The 17,762-nt window shown below is 44.7% G+C and carries 13 protein-coding genes and 1 pseudogene; 5 read left to right on the top strand and 9 right to left on the bottom strand.

The features are described from left to right. The 4 genes and pseudogenes from NBH16_RS17850 to NBH16_RS17835 all read right to left on the bottom strand — a co-directional run. Positions 1–252 (bottom strand): annotated as a pseudogene (locus NBH16_RS17850) (hypothetical protein); the annotation flags it as partial. 54 nt (positions 253–306) lie between these two features. Further along, positions 307–1,776, bottom strand: a complete 1,470-nt coding sequence (locus NBH16_RS17845) for a DUF3868 domain-containing protein (RefSeq protein WP_250788919.1) — start codon at positions 1,774–1,776, stop codon at positions 307–309. A gap of 19 nt (positions 1,777–1,795) precedes the next feature. Continuing rightward, on the bottom strand, positions 1,796–2,386 hold the full coding sequence (locus tag NBH16_RS17840; RefSeq protein ID WP_005863920.1) for a DUF3575 domain-containing protein: 591 nt from the start codon (positions 2,384–2,386) through the stop codon (positions 1,796–1,798). A 554-nt stretch (positions 2,387–2,940) separates the two neighbouring features. After that, a complete protein-coding gene (locus NBH16_RS17835; protein WP_250788918.1) occupies positions 2,941–3,888 on the bottom strand; it encodes a tyrosine-type recombinase/integrase in 948 nt (315 codons plus the stop codon). 118 nt (positions 3,889–4,006) lie between these two features. On the opposite strand from NBH16_RS17835, the gene NBH16_RS17830 reads away from it, so the two are divergent. The 3 genes from NBH16_RS17830 to NBH16_RS17820 all read left to right on the top strand — a co-directional run bounded on the left by NBH16_RS17830 (position 4,007) and on the right by NBH16_RS17820 (position 6,977). After that, complete coding sequence (locus tag NBH16_RS17830) at positions 4,007–5,371, top strand: sodium-dependent transporter (RefSeq protein ID WP_005863916.1); 1,365 nt, start codon at positions 4,007–4,009, stop codon at positions 5,369–5,371. Between the two features lie 77 nt (positions 5,372–5,448). Further along, positions 5,449–6,177 carry a ComEA family DNA-binding protein gene (locus NBH16_RS17825; protein ID WP_122297806.1) on the top strand — a complete coding sequence of 243 codons (729 nt, stop codon included), beginning with the start codon at positions 5,449–5,451 and terminating at the stop codon, positions 6,175–6,177. 35 nt (positions 6,178–6,212) lie between these two features. After that, positions 6,213–6,977, top strand: coding sequence for an AAA family ATPase (locus NBH16_RS17820; protein WP_008773277.1), 765 nt, complete (start codon positions 6,213–6,215; stop codon positions 6,975–6,977). A 2-nt stretch (positions 6,978–6,979) separates the two neighbouring features. On the opposite strand, the gene NBH16_RS17815 is transcribed toward NBH16_RS17820, so the two are convergent. Continuing rightward, positions 6,980–7,486, bottom strand: a complete 507-nt coding sequence (locus NBH16_RS17815) for a flavin reductase family protein (protein ID WP_122144400.1) — start codon at positions 7,484–7,486, stop codon at positions 6,980–6,982. Positions 7,487–7,525: 39 nt separating this feature from the next. Continuing rightward, positions 7,526–9,853, bottom strand: a complete 2,328-nt coding sequence (locus tag NBH16_RS17810) for a TonB-dependent receptor (RefSeq protein ID WP_250788917.1) — start codon at positions 9,851–9,853, stop codon at positions 7,526–7,528. Between the two features lie 175 nt (positions 9,854–10,028). Here NBH16_RS17810 and NBH16_RS17805 point away from each other — a divergent pair, with 175 nt between their 5' ends. Both NBH16_RS17805 and NBH16_RS17800 read left to right on the top strand, forming a co-directional pair. Next, complete coding sequence (locus tag NBH16_RS17805; RefSeq protein WP_005863901.1) at positions 10,029–11,429, top strand: alanine/glycine:cation symporter family protein; 1,401 nt, start codon at positions 10,029–10,031, stop codon at positions 11,427–11,429. 20 nt (positions 11,430–11,449) lie between these two features. After that, on the top strand, positions 11,450–12,661 hold the full coding sequence (locus tag NBH16_RS17800) for an acyloxyacyl hydrolase (RefSeq protein ID WP_250788916.1): 1,212 nt from the start codon (positions 11,450–11,452) through the stop codon (positions 12,659–12,661). 50 nt (positions 12,662–12,711) lie between these two features. Here the strand turns inward: NBH16_RS17800 and NBH16_RS17795 are convergent, their stop codons facing one another. Genes NBH16_RS17795 through NBH16_RS17785 form a run of 3 tightly spaced genes read right to left on the bottom strand, consistent with a single transcriptional unit; the run spans position 12,712 to position 17,757 of the window. Beyond that, a complete protein-coding gene (locus NBH16_RS17795) occupies positions 12,712–13,194 on the bottom strand; it encodes a hypothetical protein (RefSeq protein WP_034526594.1) in 483 nt (160 codons plus the stop codon). Positions 13,195–13,215: 21 nt separating this feature from the next. Beyond that, the gene (locus NBH16_RS17790) at positions 13,216–15,420 is read right to left on the bottom strand and encodes a peptidase domain-containing ABC transporter (RefSeq protein WP_122144403.1); all 2,205 of its coding nucleotides are present in this window, start codon (positions 15,418–15,420) and stop codon (positions 13,216–13,218) included. Positions 15,421–15,432: 12 nt separating this feature from the next. Continuing rightward, positions 15,433–17,757: an outer membrane beta-barrel family protein gene (locus NBH16_RS17785; protein ID WP_158556954.1), complete on the bottom strand. Its 2,325-nt coding sequence runs from the start codon at positions 17,755–17,757 to the stop codon at positions 15,433–15,435. Between the last annotated feature and the right edge of the window lie 5 nt (positions 17,758–17,762).

Raw genomic sequence — 17,762 nt, 5'->3', positions numbered from 1 at the left:
GGGGCAAGGGGATATTGTGGGCAGAAGTGGGTATTTCAGCCTCAATTTATCTGCTAATTCAGTGATGAGAGGACGTTTAGACGCAAGAAGGACGCTGAAGAGCTTAGTTGCGGATTTGAGGATATAGACTTTGCCGCTATCGCCCTCACCACCGGAATTGCCTCCGTTTTCGATATCATCGGAGCAACCCGTAACCGCCAGCAAGAAAGCGGCAGCCGCACTTAATAAATAATTCTTTTTCATGTTTCTCATCCGTTTTTATATTTGACACTCATTATTATCATCCTACGATCACGACTCTCGTCATCAATCAGCCAGTTCCTCCCGCTTCGCGGCGATCTGCCTCAAGTTCTCCTCAACCTGCGAGGCTACGGAAGGATCGTCGGACAACTTACCCAGCAGAGCCTCCGCCTCGTCCAAGCGGTTCTCCAGCATGGCGATGGCCGCCTCCGCCAAGGTACGCTCCGCGGAATCGGAAGTCTTCGCCAGATAACGGTGGGCCGATTCCAGGCGACCCGCGTCGATCGCCGTAAGGGCGGCGTTCAGGTTCGATACCGGATCGTCCGGATACATGCGCACGGCAATCTCGAACACCTCGCGGTAAGCGTCGCTACCCGGTTCCATCGTCTGCGCCACCCGGAACATCTCGTTTAGACTCAACTGCCTAGGGTCCGAATAGATCAACTCACGGGCCTCTTCTACCGTAAACGAACGGATCGTGTAGCGCACCGCGTAATCCGAATGGCGCAAGGCTGGATAAATATCGCGCAAGAGCACCCGATACGAGGCCCCCCCGTTCAACGCCTTCAGCTTCGCCTCGCGGCGGTCGTAATCCTTCGGTTCGTCCGCACGGATGATGGCCAGCAGCTCCTCCTTGTCCGCAAGCGAGGAGTTCTCCACCCGTTTCTCCAATCCGGCCCAGTCCTCCGGCTCGAAATCCACCGTGAAACGGGCCTGCTCGAAGTGGTAAAGACCCTTCACATATTCGATCAACGCCTTGGCGCGATGCTCGGCCAAATAAGTGTTATGCTTATAGGTACCTTCCGGCGACGCGAAACCCTTGATATATACCTCCGTGATGGTAGCGTAAGGATCCTCCTTCACCGATGACACGGTCTCGAGGATCTTGCGTAACTCCGAGGGATTGTCGCGATACTCGGGATATATCTCCGTGCGGTTTACCGGGAAGTCGAGGAAGGCGCTTCCTTCCTTCACACGCTCTTTCACACGTTCCGCCTCCGGCGTGACGTAGGCCAAAAGCGGCCGCAATACCACAGGCTCCGCGATCCGGATCGGGAAAAGCGGCGACTTGTCATTACTCAACGCCTCCCAGCCGCAACCGCAAAAATCGGCTACCAGCGACACCTCCGAACGCTCCATCCACTTGGCGAAAGGAATGGAGACATGGTAATCGAACGTCTGCTCCTTCCCATTGTAACGGCGTAAGACAAACTCCCCGTTCGCTGCCGCGTCGCGCCCGGACCGGTCGTACTGGATCTGGCGGTTACGCCCGTTCACGATCACGGGAGGCAAAGCCCTTACGCTATCGCCCCGCTCGATCAGCGGCGTACAGACCAAACTCCGGTTGGCCGGTAGCGACAACTCGTCCAACGCTAGTTTCATATCAATTATCAAGCGATCGCCCACATGCTCCACCAACCGCTCCTTCACGACGATGGCGGTAGCCGTCTGCTGCGCCTGTACGGGAATCGTAGTACCCACACAACCGGCCAAACAAGCGATCCCAAGTATCATCCATCCTTGTAGATTCTTCATTTTTCAGTCCTCCATCGATTTAAAATTGGTAAATGAGATTGATCGCCGCCTGCGTAGGCCCGAAGTAATGCTTCTTGATCCCTTCTTGCTTGCGGCCGCAATTTGCGCAGGGATACTTGTCCGACTTCAAGTACAGATAGCCCACGCCCACCGTGGCCTCCAAGTTCCAATGGCGAGACAGCAGCCACGAGTATCCATAACTGATACCGGCTCCCGCGCCCCATCCCTGGTGACGCTCGCCCTCTGTACCCAGCCATTTGATATCGGCTACATTATATAATAGGTACGGAGTATGCACGCCGAGGAAATGGCCGTTAAACGTCTCGCAAAACCAATACCTCAACTCCGGGTGCAGACGCAAATGCTTCAGTGAGCGGCCATAACTCCCATCATCGTTCTTGCCGCTGAACGGATTCAAGCCTGCCTCCAACTCAAGTGTCCAATGACGGGCGAGATAAACTTCAGCCCCCAAATTAAACGTGGCAGTAGCCCAATAAGGAATATTGCTCTTGATCCCAATCATGGAGCCTTTCCCTTCGACCGGCACCCCCTGCGCTCTCGAAAGAAACGGGACTGCCAACAAGAATAGCATGAAAATCGTCTTCTTCATTCTTTCTTATTCATTATGGTTGTTAATCTTATATCTTTTCACCCTTCTGCCCCTCAAGACCCAACTTCCTAAAATCAACTAACAGCAAGAATGGCCCGTGGACTTATTTATGGAATAAGGTTTAGCGTTTCAAAAACGTTAGAGGAGAATAAGCGTTAAACAACATCTTATTGTCGTTTATATAGTATATCAATAAACCACACGGAACGTTTCAGAAAAACATGTACATGTTTTCCTGAAAAGACGTACATGTTTTTTGGAAAACACGTACATGAAATCCAATAAATATTATGGTGTTTCTATACAGCTACCAATCAATGGCTTACATATAGGCCTATCCAAACGAGCTTATTGTATTATTTGTTTTTGATATTCAGGAGGAATTTGTAGAGTATAGAAATTCCTCTTTAGTTGAGAGAGTGAATCAATGAAGGTGAATATGGTTCATTTTAAAGACATAGCTTCCCCTAAATTCCTTATTTGGTGAAAAGAACTTGACAATTTTAATGCAGAAAAGTTGTGATAATAAAATATTTATTATGTATTTTTGTGAACTAATAGGGAGGAAAAATCCGATTTACAGAGCCTATCACCTTCATGTTCGCATGAGCCAAACGTGATATATCCAATTCTTCCAGATAAAAACGAGTCGTTTTCTCCGACGAGTGCCCCAACGCCTGGCTGATCAAGGCCATCGGCATATCGCAACGTAAAGCTTCTGATGCCCAGCTATGGCGAACAACATACGACGTAAACGGATTCGGTAACCGTAAAGTTTGCCCAATCCGTTTCAGCCGGGCATTATGCCGAGCCAAGCTACGCTTATACCTCAAATGGTCCGGATTCCCGGGCGGAAGAATCGGGAACAAATACGACGATCCGGTCGCTCGCTGCCGATCCGCGTATTTCCGGATCAATTGCAACATACTACTGGTTATCTCCAACCGGATCATACGTCCTGTCTTATGACGGTGATATACCAACTCATTCCCCCGGATATTCTGCCTCGTCAAGTACGCTATATCCACAAAAGGCATCCCGCAAGCCATAAAACTGAATAAGGAAAGATCTATCGATAATTCCACTTGCGGGTCATCCACCACCTTGATCTGAGCGATTTGCTGGAACAAAGATGCGGGAATCGCACGCCTCGCCGTCATCGCACGCCGGAGTTTCAAATTCTCAAACGGATAATATGACGCAGGAATCAACGCCTCTTGGCAAGCCATATTATAAAGCGCCCGCAAACTACTGATATACGTATTTACCGTATTAGTAGCTAATCCTTTTCCCTGAAGATACGTGATGAAATCTATCACCAACGCACGATTCAAATCGGCCAAACAGAACCCCGGGTTCTTCACGAATCTTAAAAAATGCCTTACGGCCACCTCATACAACTCAGCTGTCCCTTCTTTCTTTAACTGCCGTTTCATGTCTCTTCGTTTTCCCATATAATCCATCAATGAGATTGCTAACTTTTTCTTACGTCCTCGTTTCATACTCCTTTCACTAAATTATTTATACTTTACACGAACAAATTAATTCAAATTATTACTTTTGCTCCCGAAAATAAGAAAATAGGTAACAATTAAAAGCATAAAAGCAACAATAAATAATATGGCAAACAATCGAGTCACATTCGGTAGTAAATTGGGCGTAGTACTAGCTACCGTAGGATGCGCCGTCGGATTGGGAAGCGTATGGCGCTTCCCGTATATGCTGGGAGCGAACGGAGGTGCGGCCTTCCTACTGGTCTACATACTTTTCATGATATTCTTGGGCATTCCGGTAATGATAACCGAGTTTTTCATCGGCCGGCATTCCCGCAGCAATACGGTGGGTTCTTTCAAGAAAATGGCTCCCGGTACAAAATGGTGCTGGATTGGGTACAACGGTATCTTGGCCGCATTTTTGATCTTAAGTTATTACTCGGTCGTCTCCGGTTGGACGCTTGAATATGTTTGGCAAACGCTAAGTGGCCGTTTGTATGGACAGCCGGATATAGACTATACGGCCGATTTTCAGGATTTCGCTTCCAATGTCTTCCGTCCGATCTTTTGGATGGGCGCTTTTATCGGGTTGACTCACTTCGTGATTGTCTCGGGTGTAGAAAAAGGTATCGAACGGGCCTCTAAGATCATGATGCCGCTTTTATTCTTGATCTTGCTGATCATGTGCGTACGTTCCGTGACCTTACCGAACGCTGAGGCCGGATTGCTTTTCCTTTTCAAGCCAGACTTTAGCAAATTGACTTCCTCAGTGGTCTTGAGCGCACTAGGACAGGCTTTCTTCTCTTTGAGTTTGGGTATGGGCTGCTTGATCACTTACTCCTCTTACTTCGGGAAAGATACGAATATGCAGGCCACCGCTTGGCAGGTGACAATCATTAATACGCTTGTCGCCGTATTGGCCGGTATCATGATATTCCCGGCGGTATTCAGTTTCGGCATCACCCCTTCCGCTGGTGCGGAACTCGTGTTTATCACGTTGCCGAACGTATTTGGACAATTACCGCTGAGTGGCTTGTGGTCCTGTATTTTTTATATCTTGCTAGCGATGGCGGCACTGACTTCCACGATCTCTTTACATGAGGTAGCTACGGCCTACGTTCTTGAGGAGTTCCACATGACACGCAAGAAAGCGGCTTTAATCGTTTCCTTAGGGGTATTTTTCTTAGGAATTTTCAGTTCTCTCTCATTCGGGGTGATGAAAGGATTCACGATTGGAGGCTTGGCCTTTTTCGACGCACTGGATTACCTGACCGCCAAGATCATGCTACCGCTGGGAGGTATGCTCACTTGTATTTTCGTAGGTACACGTGTCGATAAAAAAGTATTGAAAGCCGAGTTGACCAATGAGGGGACTCTTAAGTTCCGTCTTTTCGGCGCTTACGTATTCTTTATGAAATACGTGGCCCCAATCGCCATCGGTATCGTATTCTTGAACGAATTAGGGATCTTGAAATGGATTACCGGTAAATAATACCGAGAATTCCTTGTCAATAGAAACGGAACTTCTACCTTTGTCGGTGGAAGTTCCACAAATCAAAACATAAGACTATGAAATGGCGTGATTTACTTTATTTCTCCAAGGGGGAAAGGCAGGCTCTTACCCTACTCCTTTCCTTAATAGCGATGGCATGGATCGCAATTATCGGGACGGATTTCTACCGTTCCCAATTTCAAACAGTTCCATTGGTAAACACCGGAATCAAACAAGATTCCTCACGGATCTATTCGAATAAAACACCTTCAAATTCCATTCGGAAAGAAAAAGAATCCCATTCGAACGAAACTAAAATCCCTTCCGAATGGAAATCCAAACGCATCCGAAAGGAATCAAAGCCCCATTTTCCCTCTTATCCCCAAGCAGAAAAATGGCCGCAAGGAACGGTTGTCGAATTAAACTCGGCTGATACCACCGCCCTTAAAATGGTTCCGGGAATTGGTAGCGTTTTTGCCAAGCGGATCATTAAATACAGGGACTTACTAGGAGGATTTTATTCCGTGGAACAACTAGGAGAAGTATATGGTATTGACGAGGATCGCTATGAAGCGATGAAATCGTGGTTTTCCGTGGACCCGTCAGTTATTAGTCATCTATTTGTCAACCAACTGTCAGCTAAAGAACTGGCCAGTCACCCATATGTCAGTTATAAACAAGCTAGGATCATCGAAAAAATGATCCGGAAAAAAGGGAAATTACAAGGTTGGGAGGATTTATCCCTATTGGAAGAGTTTCCGGAGCACGAACAACAACGATTACGATATTATCTTTCATTCCATTGATATTTTCACTATGTTTGTAACAAAACATATTCTGTATGATCTATCTGAAGCAAGTAAAATTACTGGACCCGGACTTGGTAGCCGGCAATCCCGAGGAGCTAAAGTATCCCTATAAAGCTCCGGCGGTACGTTTTACGGAATCATTCATTTTCCGCAAGCCGGTTACTTTCCTCGTGGGAGAGAACGGGGCGGGAAAATCCACCCTGCTGGAAGCGATGATGAGTAAATATGAGGAGAGGGATGAGGAAGAACCGGGTATGCTCTATGACGGAACCGAGGCCTACAAGATTTACGCCAATGTCTTACCCGAGCATATTAAGCTGATCGAGACCCGAAAACCGGAAAAGCATTTCTTCTTCCGGGCAGAATCCTTTTTTAACCATGCGGCCGAATTGGATAGGCAAGCCCAACTGGAATTACGTAAGTACAGCAAGATCTACGCCTATAAAGCTTACGGTGGCAGGAGTTTATTGGAGCAATCGCACGGCGAGAGCTTTCTCAGCGCTTTCCTGAATTATGCCAGCCGCAATACATTATTTATATTAGACGAGCCGGAAGCCGCACTCTCTCCACAACGGCAGCTGGCCCTTTTGGTGCGTATCCATGAACTGGTGAATAACGGTTGCCAACTGATTATCTCCACGCACTCCCCGATCTTGATGGCTTATCCGAACGCGGACATTTATGCCATCGATGATACCGGAGCACACATCACCCCGTATGAGGAAACAGAGCATTACCAGCTCACTAAATATTTCCTCACGCATACGGAGCAAATGATGAAAGAACTGCTTGGGTGAGATTACTTCTCCCAAGCATTTACGATCTCGGCAATGTAAACGATATGCGCATTGCCGTTCTTCTCATCATACCAACGAGGGAAAACGCTAGGATCTAAAAACTTAGTCTCCTCGATCTCGGACTTATAGACCACTTTACATTCCAACGTAAGGCGAGCTTCCTCGAATACAGGATTACCAGCCTCCGTAAAGAACGGTGTCAACCCCGTAGCGGCCACTTTATCAATCTCCCGGCCGGATTTAGAGCCACAAATGCTATGGGCTTTCCGGTGCTCCGGTCCTAGGAAAGTAATCGTGAACTCATTTTTAGCGTCGATAAACTCACGGGTATAACGCTCCGGACGAATAAAAGCAAACACCACCGGACGGTTCCATAACACTCCCACGCCGCCCCAACTGGCAGTCATCATATTAAACTTCTCCTTATCACCGGCGCTTACCAGCATCCACTCCTTACCAATCAACTCGATAAAGTTGTCTTTGATCTCATTCGGATTAATCGCTTTCATATCTCATTTTATTTTCCCTCAAAGATATAAAATATTCCCTTATTTACCGGTACTCATTACCCCCGAGTCATTATCGGCATTATTCACTTTCTTCTGACCAGCGCTAAATTTACGGCCGAAAGAGAAGTTATAGGAAATCGTCGCCACAAACAAACGGGAACTTTCCTTGATGTAATTCGAACGGTGGAAAGAGGCGTATTGGTTCCAGTTCTCGGTCTCCTGCTTATAGTTATCCGTAAACGGATTAAAGACACGCAAGCCAACCATCAAGTCTTTATGCCTATAACCGAGCTGGATTCCTTGGATATTCTCACCCCCACTCATCGTCTCGCCCTTAAACCAGTTCCAATTCGTCATCAACATATACATGAGTGACCAATTCTTCCAAGTAACGGAAACATTCGCATCGCACCACCAGTTCGTATATCGATGCGTGTAGGTATTACCGTTACTCATATAATGGTTCATACCACCATTGACTGAAAATTGCAAGATGTCCTTGATCGGACCGACCCGCAAGTTGACGGAAGCGACAACCCGTTGCCAGTTTTTCTGATTATCCCAAGTCTGGATGATCTTATTCCCTTCCAGATATTTCTCGTCCATGATAGCGTCCGGCTGATACTCATAAGCGCCCAAGGCATTCACGTAAAACAGACCTTTGCGAAACTCGTAATTCAATTCCGTATAATAACTCATATAAGACTTCAAGTTAGGATTACCCCGCTGTATTTGCAAGGAATCGATCACTTGGTCGATAGCGCTCAGCTCACCCAAAGAAGGAGTCACATTCCCCATCGTTGATTTCAAACGGATGGAAGATTCCCCGGGCAAAGCATAAAACAAGGTCAACCGGGGACTCACCGTATAACGTTCATAATCCGCATCCTCACCCCGTTGGCTATAAGACGATCGATTCACGGTCACACCCAATGAGTAATCCAGTTTTTTCACCTTTCCCTTGAATTCCGCATATACGGAACTCTCCATCTGTTCCATATGTGTCTTATAGTTATGCCCATTGATATAACTGTTATCCGAGAAAGATTGGTTATGGCGTAAACCGCCGCTCAACCGATTACCATTCGTTAATTTCTTCTCATAGATAGCCTCGCCGATAATCGAGTATTTATCACCATCCACCACATTATTCACATCAGTCAACAATTGTTCATGTTTACTCTCTTGATAGATACGGGTCGATTTCGTTTGGTTATAAGTCCCTACCACGTTAAACACCAAGGTCTGGTTATGCTTCAAATCCCGTTGGTAATATAAATCCAGCGCAGGAGCTTGATAAGCGGATCCCGATAGATCGATCATATCCACTTTATCCTCCGGATTCGCCTTATTCATCAAGACTCCTTGATAATCCCAATGCGGTTGATGATTATTCCGGTAGCGGAACGTGGCGTTAAACATATACTTATCCGGCTTTTGATAGCTATAGTTCACATTCAGGTTATGCATGAACAAACGAGCGCGCGAAGGTTCGCCTATTTCCACACGGTTCAAGGTCGTTCCATTCGCTAAATGGAACTCTTCCTCGTTATTCCGTTTCATTCCATAGAAATCACGAGGACCGATCCGATAAGAAGCGCCCCATTCCGAGTTCTTATGATTGATCTTTCCCCAAGCATTATGTTCACCCCACATGGAATTGATACCTTGCGCCATGTCCAGACCGAAACTACCTCCCGTATCCGGCCGGCGAACGATATAATCCAGCACGATATCGGCATTGCCATAACGCAAGCCCGGGTTATCATGATATTCTATACGGATGATATCCGAGGGATTCAAGGCCTTGATCTCATCCTGCTCCACCTTCACACCATTGATACGCGCTTGGACTACCCCATTTCCCGTGGCCTTGATCTCACTGTTCAACAAATCCACCTGCACTCTCGGTAGCATCATCTGCTGCAACAAATCCATACCGTTTCCCGAAGCCTTCATCTGGCGATCCGATGGGAAGATCACTTTTTTATCGGCATGGCTCGTCTGGGCAGAGGCGCTAACCGTCACCCCGTCTAAGGATACCGCATCATCATTTAAGGATATTTCTCCCAAAGAAATATTCTTGGACAAGCCTTCCAAGGAAATATACTCCGTCTTAAAGCCTAGACTAGAGACAGATAGAATATAACTCCCTTTTTTAATCTTATTTAATAAAAAATGCCCCTTCATATCCGTAGTCGTACCCGCTACAAAAGAAGAGTCCATCGTTTGCAATACCACATTTGCAAATTCCAAGATTTCTTTGTTGCGAGCGTCCCGCACCATTCCCTTTATCTCCAAGTTCTGAGCAAAAGCTCCCTGTACCATACCACCTAGCAGTATGATCCAAATCATCATCCGTTTCATTTTTATCGTATTTTTTCCGAATATAGCAGGGTGGCCTTTCCCGCTTATCATTTGTTTCTAACTATAAGACGACAGCCGTTTGGAAAACGTTACAAGAAAATGATAAAAAAATAATATTTCGATGAATTTGCTTCGTAGATACGTATCTTTGTAACCAAACAACAGATTATAAATCATGGAGCTATTGAATAATTGGATCAACGGAGTCAACGATATATTATGGTCATACATCCTTATTATCATGTTATTGGGATGCGCCGTATGGTTTACGATAAAAAGTAGATTCGTGCAATTCCGCATGATTGGCGAGATGATCCGATTATTAGGCGATTCTGCCGGGAAAGGAGAAAAAGGGGAAAAGCATATCTCCTCTTTCCAAGCCTTCGCCGTATCTTTAGCCAGCCGTGTAGGGACCGGAAACCTAGCCGGTGTAGCGACAGCCGTAGCGATCGGCGGGCCCGGATCTGTATTCTGGATGTGGCTGATCGCTTTATTGGGTTCTTCCAGCGCATTCGTGGAGTCTACGTTAGCTCAATTATATAAAGAAAAAGGGAAAGACTCGTTCATTGGCGGTCCCGCTTACTATATGCTACATGGTTTGGGGTTACGATGGATGGGCGTATTATTTGCCGTATTGATTTCGATAACTTTTGGTTTTGCCTTTAATTCCGTACAAAGCAATACCATCTGCGCAGCTTGGGAAGGCGCTTTTGGCATCGATCATGCTTGGATCGGGGCGATTCTTACAGTACTTACGTTAATCGTCATATTCGGAGGTATTCAGCGCATTGCGAGAGTAAGCAGTATTGTCGTACCGGTCATGGCATTAGGATATATAGCATTGGCGTTGGGAATCGTACTGTTTAATATTACCCGCCTACCCGCTGTTATAGAAACCATTCTGTCAAACGCTTTTGGTTGGGAACAGGCGATAGGCGGCAGTGTCGGAGCGGCGTTGATGCAAGGGATTAAACGAGGCCTATTCAGTAATGAGGCCGGTATGGGATCGGCACCGAACGTAGCGGCTACGGCGCATGTCTCCCATCCAGTCAAACAAGGATTGATCCAAGCATTAGGCGTATTTACCGACACGCTGATTATCTGTACCTGCACGGCGTTCATCATCTTGTTTAGCGGAGCGCCATTAGACGGCTCCATCAATGGAGTCCAGCTCACGCAACAAGCTTTGAGTAACGAGGTGGGTAGCATCGGTAGTACGTTTGTCGCTTTAGCGATCCTTTTATTCGCGTTCAGTAGTATTATCGGTAATTACTATTACGGAGAAGCGAATATTCGTTTTATCACGTCCAAGAGAAGTGTCTTATTTATTTATCGTATATTAGTCGGTGGAATGGTCATGTTCGGCGCGTTGGCTAGTTTAGACTTGGCTTGGAGCCTAGCGGACGTGACCATGGGACTGATGACGATCTGCAATTTGATCGCGATCTCATTGTTGAGCCGTCAGGCGTTCCTATTATTACAGGATTACGTAGCCCAAAAGAAAGCGGGTATTAAAAGCCCTGTATTCGATAAGAACAAGATACCCGAGTTGAAAGACAAAGCGCAGTGTTGGTGATCAGACAAACGTATTGAAGTATGATAAAAAGCAAGATGATAAGCTTTTACATAGCGGTCATGATGATATGGACCTGTACGGTAAAAGCTCAAGATGATAATAAATCCCTAATCCACAAAATTGGATTCGACGTACGTCCCTCGTATGTCGCCCCGACTAGCAAATTCCTAAAAGATGATGGCTATGGAAACGGGCTTACTTTACGTAAGGCGGCTTCATTCCATTTGAAATACGGGTTCCAACTGAATCCTAACTCTAAGGAGGGCCAGCTCTATCCGCACACTTACCAAGGAATAGGCATCTCTTATAATACCTTTGGCAATCGGCAGGAAGTAGGTAATCCTTGGGCGGCATATGTTTTCCAAAGCTCCCGCATCGCCAAGATCTCTTCCCGGTTATCCTTCGATTATGAATGGAATTTCGGAGCCTCATTCGGGTGGCATCCGTATGATGAAAACAATAATTACCGTAATAAGATCATCGGTTCTAAGATCAATGCCTATATCAATCTGGGATTTTTCCTCAACGCGAAACTATCCCGTTATTGCAACCTGCTCGTCGGGGCGGATTTAACGCACTACTCAAACGGAAATACTCATCTTCCGAATGCGGGATTGAATACGATTGGCGGCCGGATCGGACTCGTCTACACGCTCAATCCTATCGAGGAAAGCCATCATGAGATAGGTACCGCACGTTCCTTACCGGCAAATCAATTATACCTCTCCAGCTTTTGGCAACGTGTCAGTTACGATGTCATCCTATATGGCGCGACCCGGGCAAAAGGAGTTATGCTTGGTGACGAGGCTCATATCTTTCCAGGTCAGTTCGGCATCCTCGGATTCAACCTCAACCCGATGTACAAATTCAACCGGTTCCTAAAAGCAGGTATCTCCCTAGACGGCCAATATGACGAAAGCGCGAATATTTATTCCGACGAGATCATCCAAGTCGGCGAAGAACCCCGATTCTACCGCCCGCCCCTACACGAGCAAATCGGTATCGGCCTCTCCGCCCGTGGCGAGTTCACGATGCCATTCTTCTCGATCAATATAGGAGTCGGACATAATTTATTTTACAACAAAGGCGATCTGAAAGGATTATACCAGATCCTAGCCCTCAAGGTATCAGTCACACGAAATTTATTCCTGCATGTCGGATACCAACTGCACAAGTTCCATAATCCGAATAACTTGATGTTGGGAGTTGGGTATAGGTTCCATAATAAATAAAAGATAATATCCCGCTTGCTAAGATTATAAAGTTCAATCGTTCATAAAATCTAAGAAAACATATCGATCAAACTTCTTTTTGAAAGTAAAATTGAAGCTGTGCCTTTCATCTTTACTTGTAAGTGGTATAGCTCTATATCCTTTTTTTCTATAATAAGCTTCGTAGAGAAGAAGTTGTCTCCCGATACCGTAACAATAGAATCTTCTAACCCTTCTATTTCCGCTTTCAATAATCCATACTCTGATGAGGCGTACCCTTCAAACTCAATATCGGCCGACATACCTTTATGAACTTTCGTGATAAACCGGTAAGGTACAAGTGCCGTCACTTCCACATACCGCTCATCTACCTGTGTAACAAAAACACTCACCGTCACATTCTCCGGATAAGGTATAAAGCATGCTACCAACGCTAAACAGACAAGCACTGTTGTCAACATCCCGATGCCGTCACGCACGATTCCACCTGGAGCCTTACCAATTATCTCCTGTACCTTCTCACTACGCAACTCTATATTATCATACTCTGCCATACGCATATACCTTTCTCATTCTCAAGACCCTAATTCCAATTGATTCTCCACTAAATTATAATAAGCACCACGTTTTTCACACAATGATTTGTGATTCCCAACCTCAACGATTTTCCCGTTATCAATCACAATGATCTGATCCGCATTTTTCACGGTACTCAGCCGATGAGCGACAACAACTACGGTCTTACCTCTATAAAAATCATTCAAGTTCCCCACGATAACCCGCTCGTTCTCGGCATCCAACGCATTAGTGGCCTCATCCAAGAAAATATATTCCGGATTTTTATAAACAGCCCTAGCTATCAAGATACGTTGTTTCTGTCCTTGACTAAGCCCAACACCATCCGGACCGATTTGTGTATTGTATTTCAATGGCAGTCTCATAATAAAACTTTTTATATTCGATATATCTACGGCCCGGAGTAACCGCCCCGCATCAATCTCTCCATCATCCACGGCAATATTTCGTGCGATCGATTCAGAAAAAACAACCCCATCCTGCATAACGACACCGCATTGACGCCGCCACCATTTCAGATTCAACTCACTAATTGGGGTATTCCCGATACAGATCTTCCCTCCTGATACCGGATAATAACCTAATAACAATTTAATCAACGTAGTTTTACCACTGCCACTGGTACCGACAATAGCGGTCACCTTCCCTCCGGGAACCGTAAAACTCACATCATCTATCGTCTTTCGGAGACTGTGCGGATCATACTTAAAATCGACATTCCGAAAAGACAAATCCCGGTTATCATCCGGATAAGTAGCCAAAGAGTCGGAATGGTCCTCCTCATTCATTTGCGCATGGATCTCATTGATACGATCCAAGCTGATCTTCACATCTTGAGACGCATAAATGAAGTTCATCAATTGTTCAACCGGCCTGTTCAACTGCCCAATAATATATTGTACCGCCAGCATCATACCCAAGGTCATCTGTCCCTCCAACACCGAGGTAGCTGCCAAAATCGTTATCAAGATATTCTTCACTTGGGTAATACATACTCCACCGGCCTCTTGTGCCTGTTTCAACTTCAAGCTACGCATTTGCAAATGAAATAATCCAGCCTGTACATCCTCCCACTCCCAACGGCGACGTTGCTCGCAATCCTGCAACTTGATCTCCTGCATAGTGGTGATGAACTGGTAAGTCTTATTATTATTCTCCGCCTGTTTCTCAAATAGTTCATAATCCAGCACCTTACGCTTACGCAAGAAAAATGCGATCCATACGCCGTACAACACGCTCCCCATCACGAAAATCAGAAATATCATCTTATCATATATCAATAGTACGATCCCGAAAACAACAAATGTCAAAAACGAGAACAAAACCGTCAATGACTGAGTTGTGAGAAATTGCTCCACCCGCTTATGATCACCCATCCGTTGTATCAAGTCTCCCATCAACTTTGTATCGAAAAAACCCATCGGGAGCTTTAGTAACTTAATAAAGAAATCCGAGATAAGGGATATATTGATGCGCATGCTGATATGGAGCAAGATCCATCGCTGGATAAAATCCAAGATCGTTTGGCTGAAAATAAGGGTAAGTTGTCCAAGCAAGATTAGCCAGATAAAGCTCAAATCCTTATGTGTGATACCCACATCAACAATCGCTTGTGTCAAGAAGGGAAAGATTAGCTGCAAAACGCAGCCTACAATCAACCCTAAGATAATCTGTCCGAAATAATATTTGAATTGCTTGAAATAACCAAGCAAAAAAGCGAAAGTACGTTTTCCCGCAGCCTGAGTAGATTCTTGTTGATAAAAAGCAGGCGTAGGCTGTATGATCATGGCAACTCCCTTATCCTCTCCTTTCGAGCGGACCGTTATCCAACGATCCACAAAATCCTTCTCCTGATATTGCATCAGACCATTTCCCGGGTCCGCCACGTAGTAAACACTTTTCCTCCCTTTTCTGGATTTGATCTTGTAAAGAACTACAAAATGATTCTGGTTCCAATGTAAGATCACAGGTAACTCAACTTTCGCTAACTGATCGATAGACATTTTTCCGCAAGTTGTTTTCAAACCTAATTCACCTGCCGCCTCGCTAATGCCCAGTAAGGATACACCGTCCTTACTGGCAAAGCATATCTTAGAGAGAGAATCTATCGAATAATTCTTCCCCAAAAAGGCACAAATCATCCGTAAGCATGCGATACCACACTGCATCGCATCGTGTTGTCGATAGAAAGGGAAACTACGCATAAGAATATTTATTTACAATCTGTTTATAACGTCTTGTCCTGCTCCCGAACCTTTGTATTTATTTCGTCCCATATTAAATTTAAACCGAACTGTTAGCCTGACAGACTCACTATCCAATTTAGCTCTTTGATAGGCAGTATTGATACCACTATACAAATCTATATTCTGTCGGCTTAAATGCCCTACATCAAACCATTGGAGATTAAAGCTCAAACGATCCTGCAAAAATGATTTCCGTAAACTTAAATCAATTTCCCCTGTCTGATTTAATATATAATTTTGTGATGCACCTTTTGTCTGATAAGAGAAATCAGCACGCACCACAAAACCTTTTGGCAAACTAAACGCATTATTGAAGTTAAACATCAACATCGGCTTATTCATAGCTTTGAAACCGTCCATCCAAGGAGTATCGAACCATTGTTTCCTAAGCCCTATATATGCCATTGGCTCCCAAAGACCAATTTTAGGAGATAAAGAGAGGGATGCGTTCAAACAATCCAGCTGTCCTTCGTTACGATAGGTTACGAACACTATTCTTGGATCCTTATCATAAGGATCTGCCACATTCAATATTACATCGTTGAATCGTTGATAATCCAAAGATAGTTGAACCCACTGATAAGATAAATCCAATCTCAAACTATGAATAATCTCCGGCTGTAACTTTGGATTTCCACCTTTATAGGAAAAACGATTTATATATACAATATTATTACTTAAATCCCCATAGTCCGGACGATGGATTTTCTCTGAATAGCTCAACTGGCTTTGAACTCGTCCTATAGGATAAGACAAAGAAACAAAAGGAAACAAGTTATCATAAGTCCGCCTAAGATCTGAATCTCCGGAAAACTTATCTTGGAAAGAATAATTCACATGCTCATATCGAACTCCCGCAGAAACATCCAGATTTCCCCAAGAACGAGTATAATCCAAGAAAGCCGTTTCCGTCTTCTCCTTTGCCACATTACCCGTACTTGGTAATATAGCTTCCTCATTTTTATAATACTCGTTTTTTTTCATGCTTGCAAATTCACCTCCAAATGAGAAATCCCCCCCCCATAAAGGATGGGATAAGATTAGTTTAGCAGCAAATAAATGAACTGAATTATCTGAAAAAGAACAAATTGCGCGATCATCAAAATGTAAGCTACTCTCCTCTGCATAATCCTCTGCATAATCTTTATTCCATAATAAATCTGCGTTAAAATCAATATTTAATTTCCCGATCATTCCTGTATAATAAGCATTTAATTGTTGTTTAGGACCTCTACGTTCATTTGTCCGACTGTTATTCTCCCAGTAGTCGTACTGACTCTCATTCGCATATACCTGACTCCTCACAAAAGACACTTTCGAGTTTTTAGGCATAGCATTGATTGAATAGCGGACTCCTGCCGAATGCCTTTCATTAAACTGATTGTTAATCCCAATATTCCCGTCATAAATATGCCGCTTATAATCCGTATCAAACGTATAATTTTGTCGCCACAACGTATCTAAGCATGTAATCTGCTCTAACGTACTTTCTTGATAAAAATTCCGCAATGTATAAGCGAATCCCCCAAATAGGTCTAATCCATTTTTGCTATATTTGAGATTAAATTGCTCCATGAGTCCGGACTTATGCGACTGTTCCACACGGGAACGTACATCCAGCCCCAACCCTTCACCAACCGGACGAGCCGTCCGAATTCGTATAACCGCTTTAACACTTGCATCATATTGGACTCCTGGATTATTCAACACTTCAACCCTAGCAATATTCTCCGATCCAAGCCTTTCCAGTTCTGACAAATCACGAACCAAGCGTCCATTCAAATAAATAGAAGGTGTACCTTTTCCAAACACGGAATAGGCACCATCTTTACCTTGTACACCGGGTATATGATTCAACACATCACTAGCTGTTCCTATTTTACTCAGCAAGGAATTTTGTACATTTGTAATTAACTTCCCATTTTTCAATTCATATACAGGACGATGAGCTATAACCACCGCTTCTCCCAACACCAATGATTGCTCTGGGATCACGATAACGCCTAGGGAACCAATCGTACAATTTCTAAAAACAGTTTGGAAACCAACAGATGATATCTTAAGTAAATAATTATCATCAGACGGAACCGGTATAAGAAAACCTCCATCCTTATCACTTACCCCTCCATCCACAAAAAAAGAATCTGTAGTCATAACAACCACATTCGCATAACTTAATGGGGCATTATTGTTATCTTTCAAAGTACCTGAGATTGCCTGAGCCCCTAAAGTGAACACAGTCATCCACCAACCTGCAAAAAATAGCAAAAACCATCTTTTTTCTTTCCCACCCATTTTCA

Origin of the sequence: Parabacteroides sp. Y3-G-102 (genome assembly GCF_023656845.1) — a bacterium.
GTDB classification, from domain to species: Bacteria; Bacteroidota; Bacteroidia; order Bacteroidales; family Tannerellaceae; genus Parabacteroides; species Parabacteroides distasonis.
This window is presented reverse-complemented; position numbering and strand designations above follow the sequence as displayed.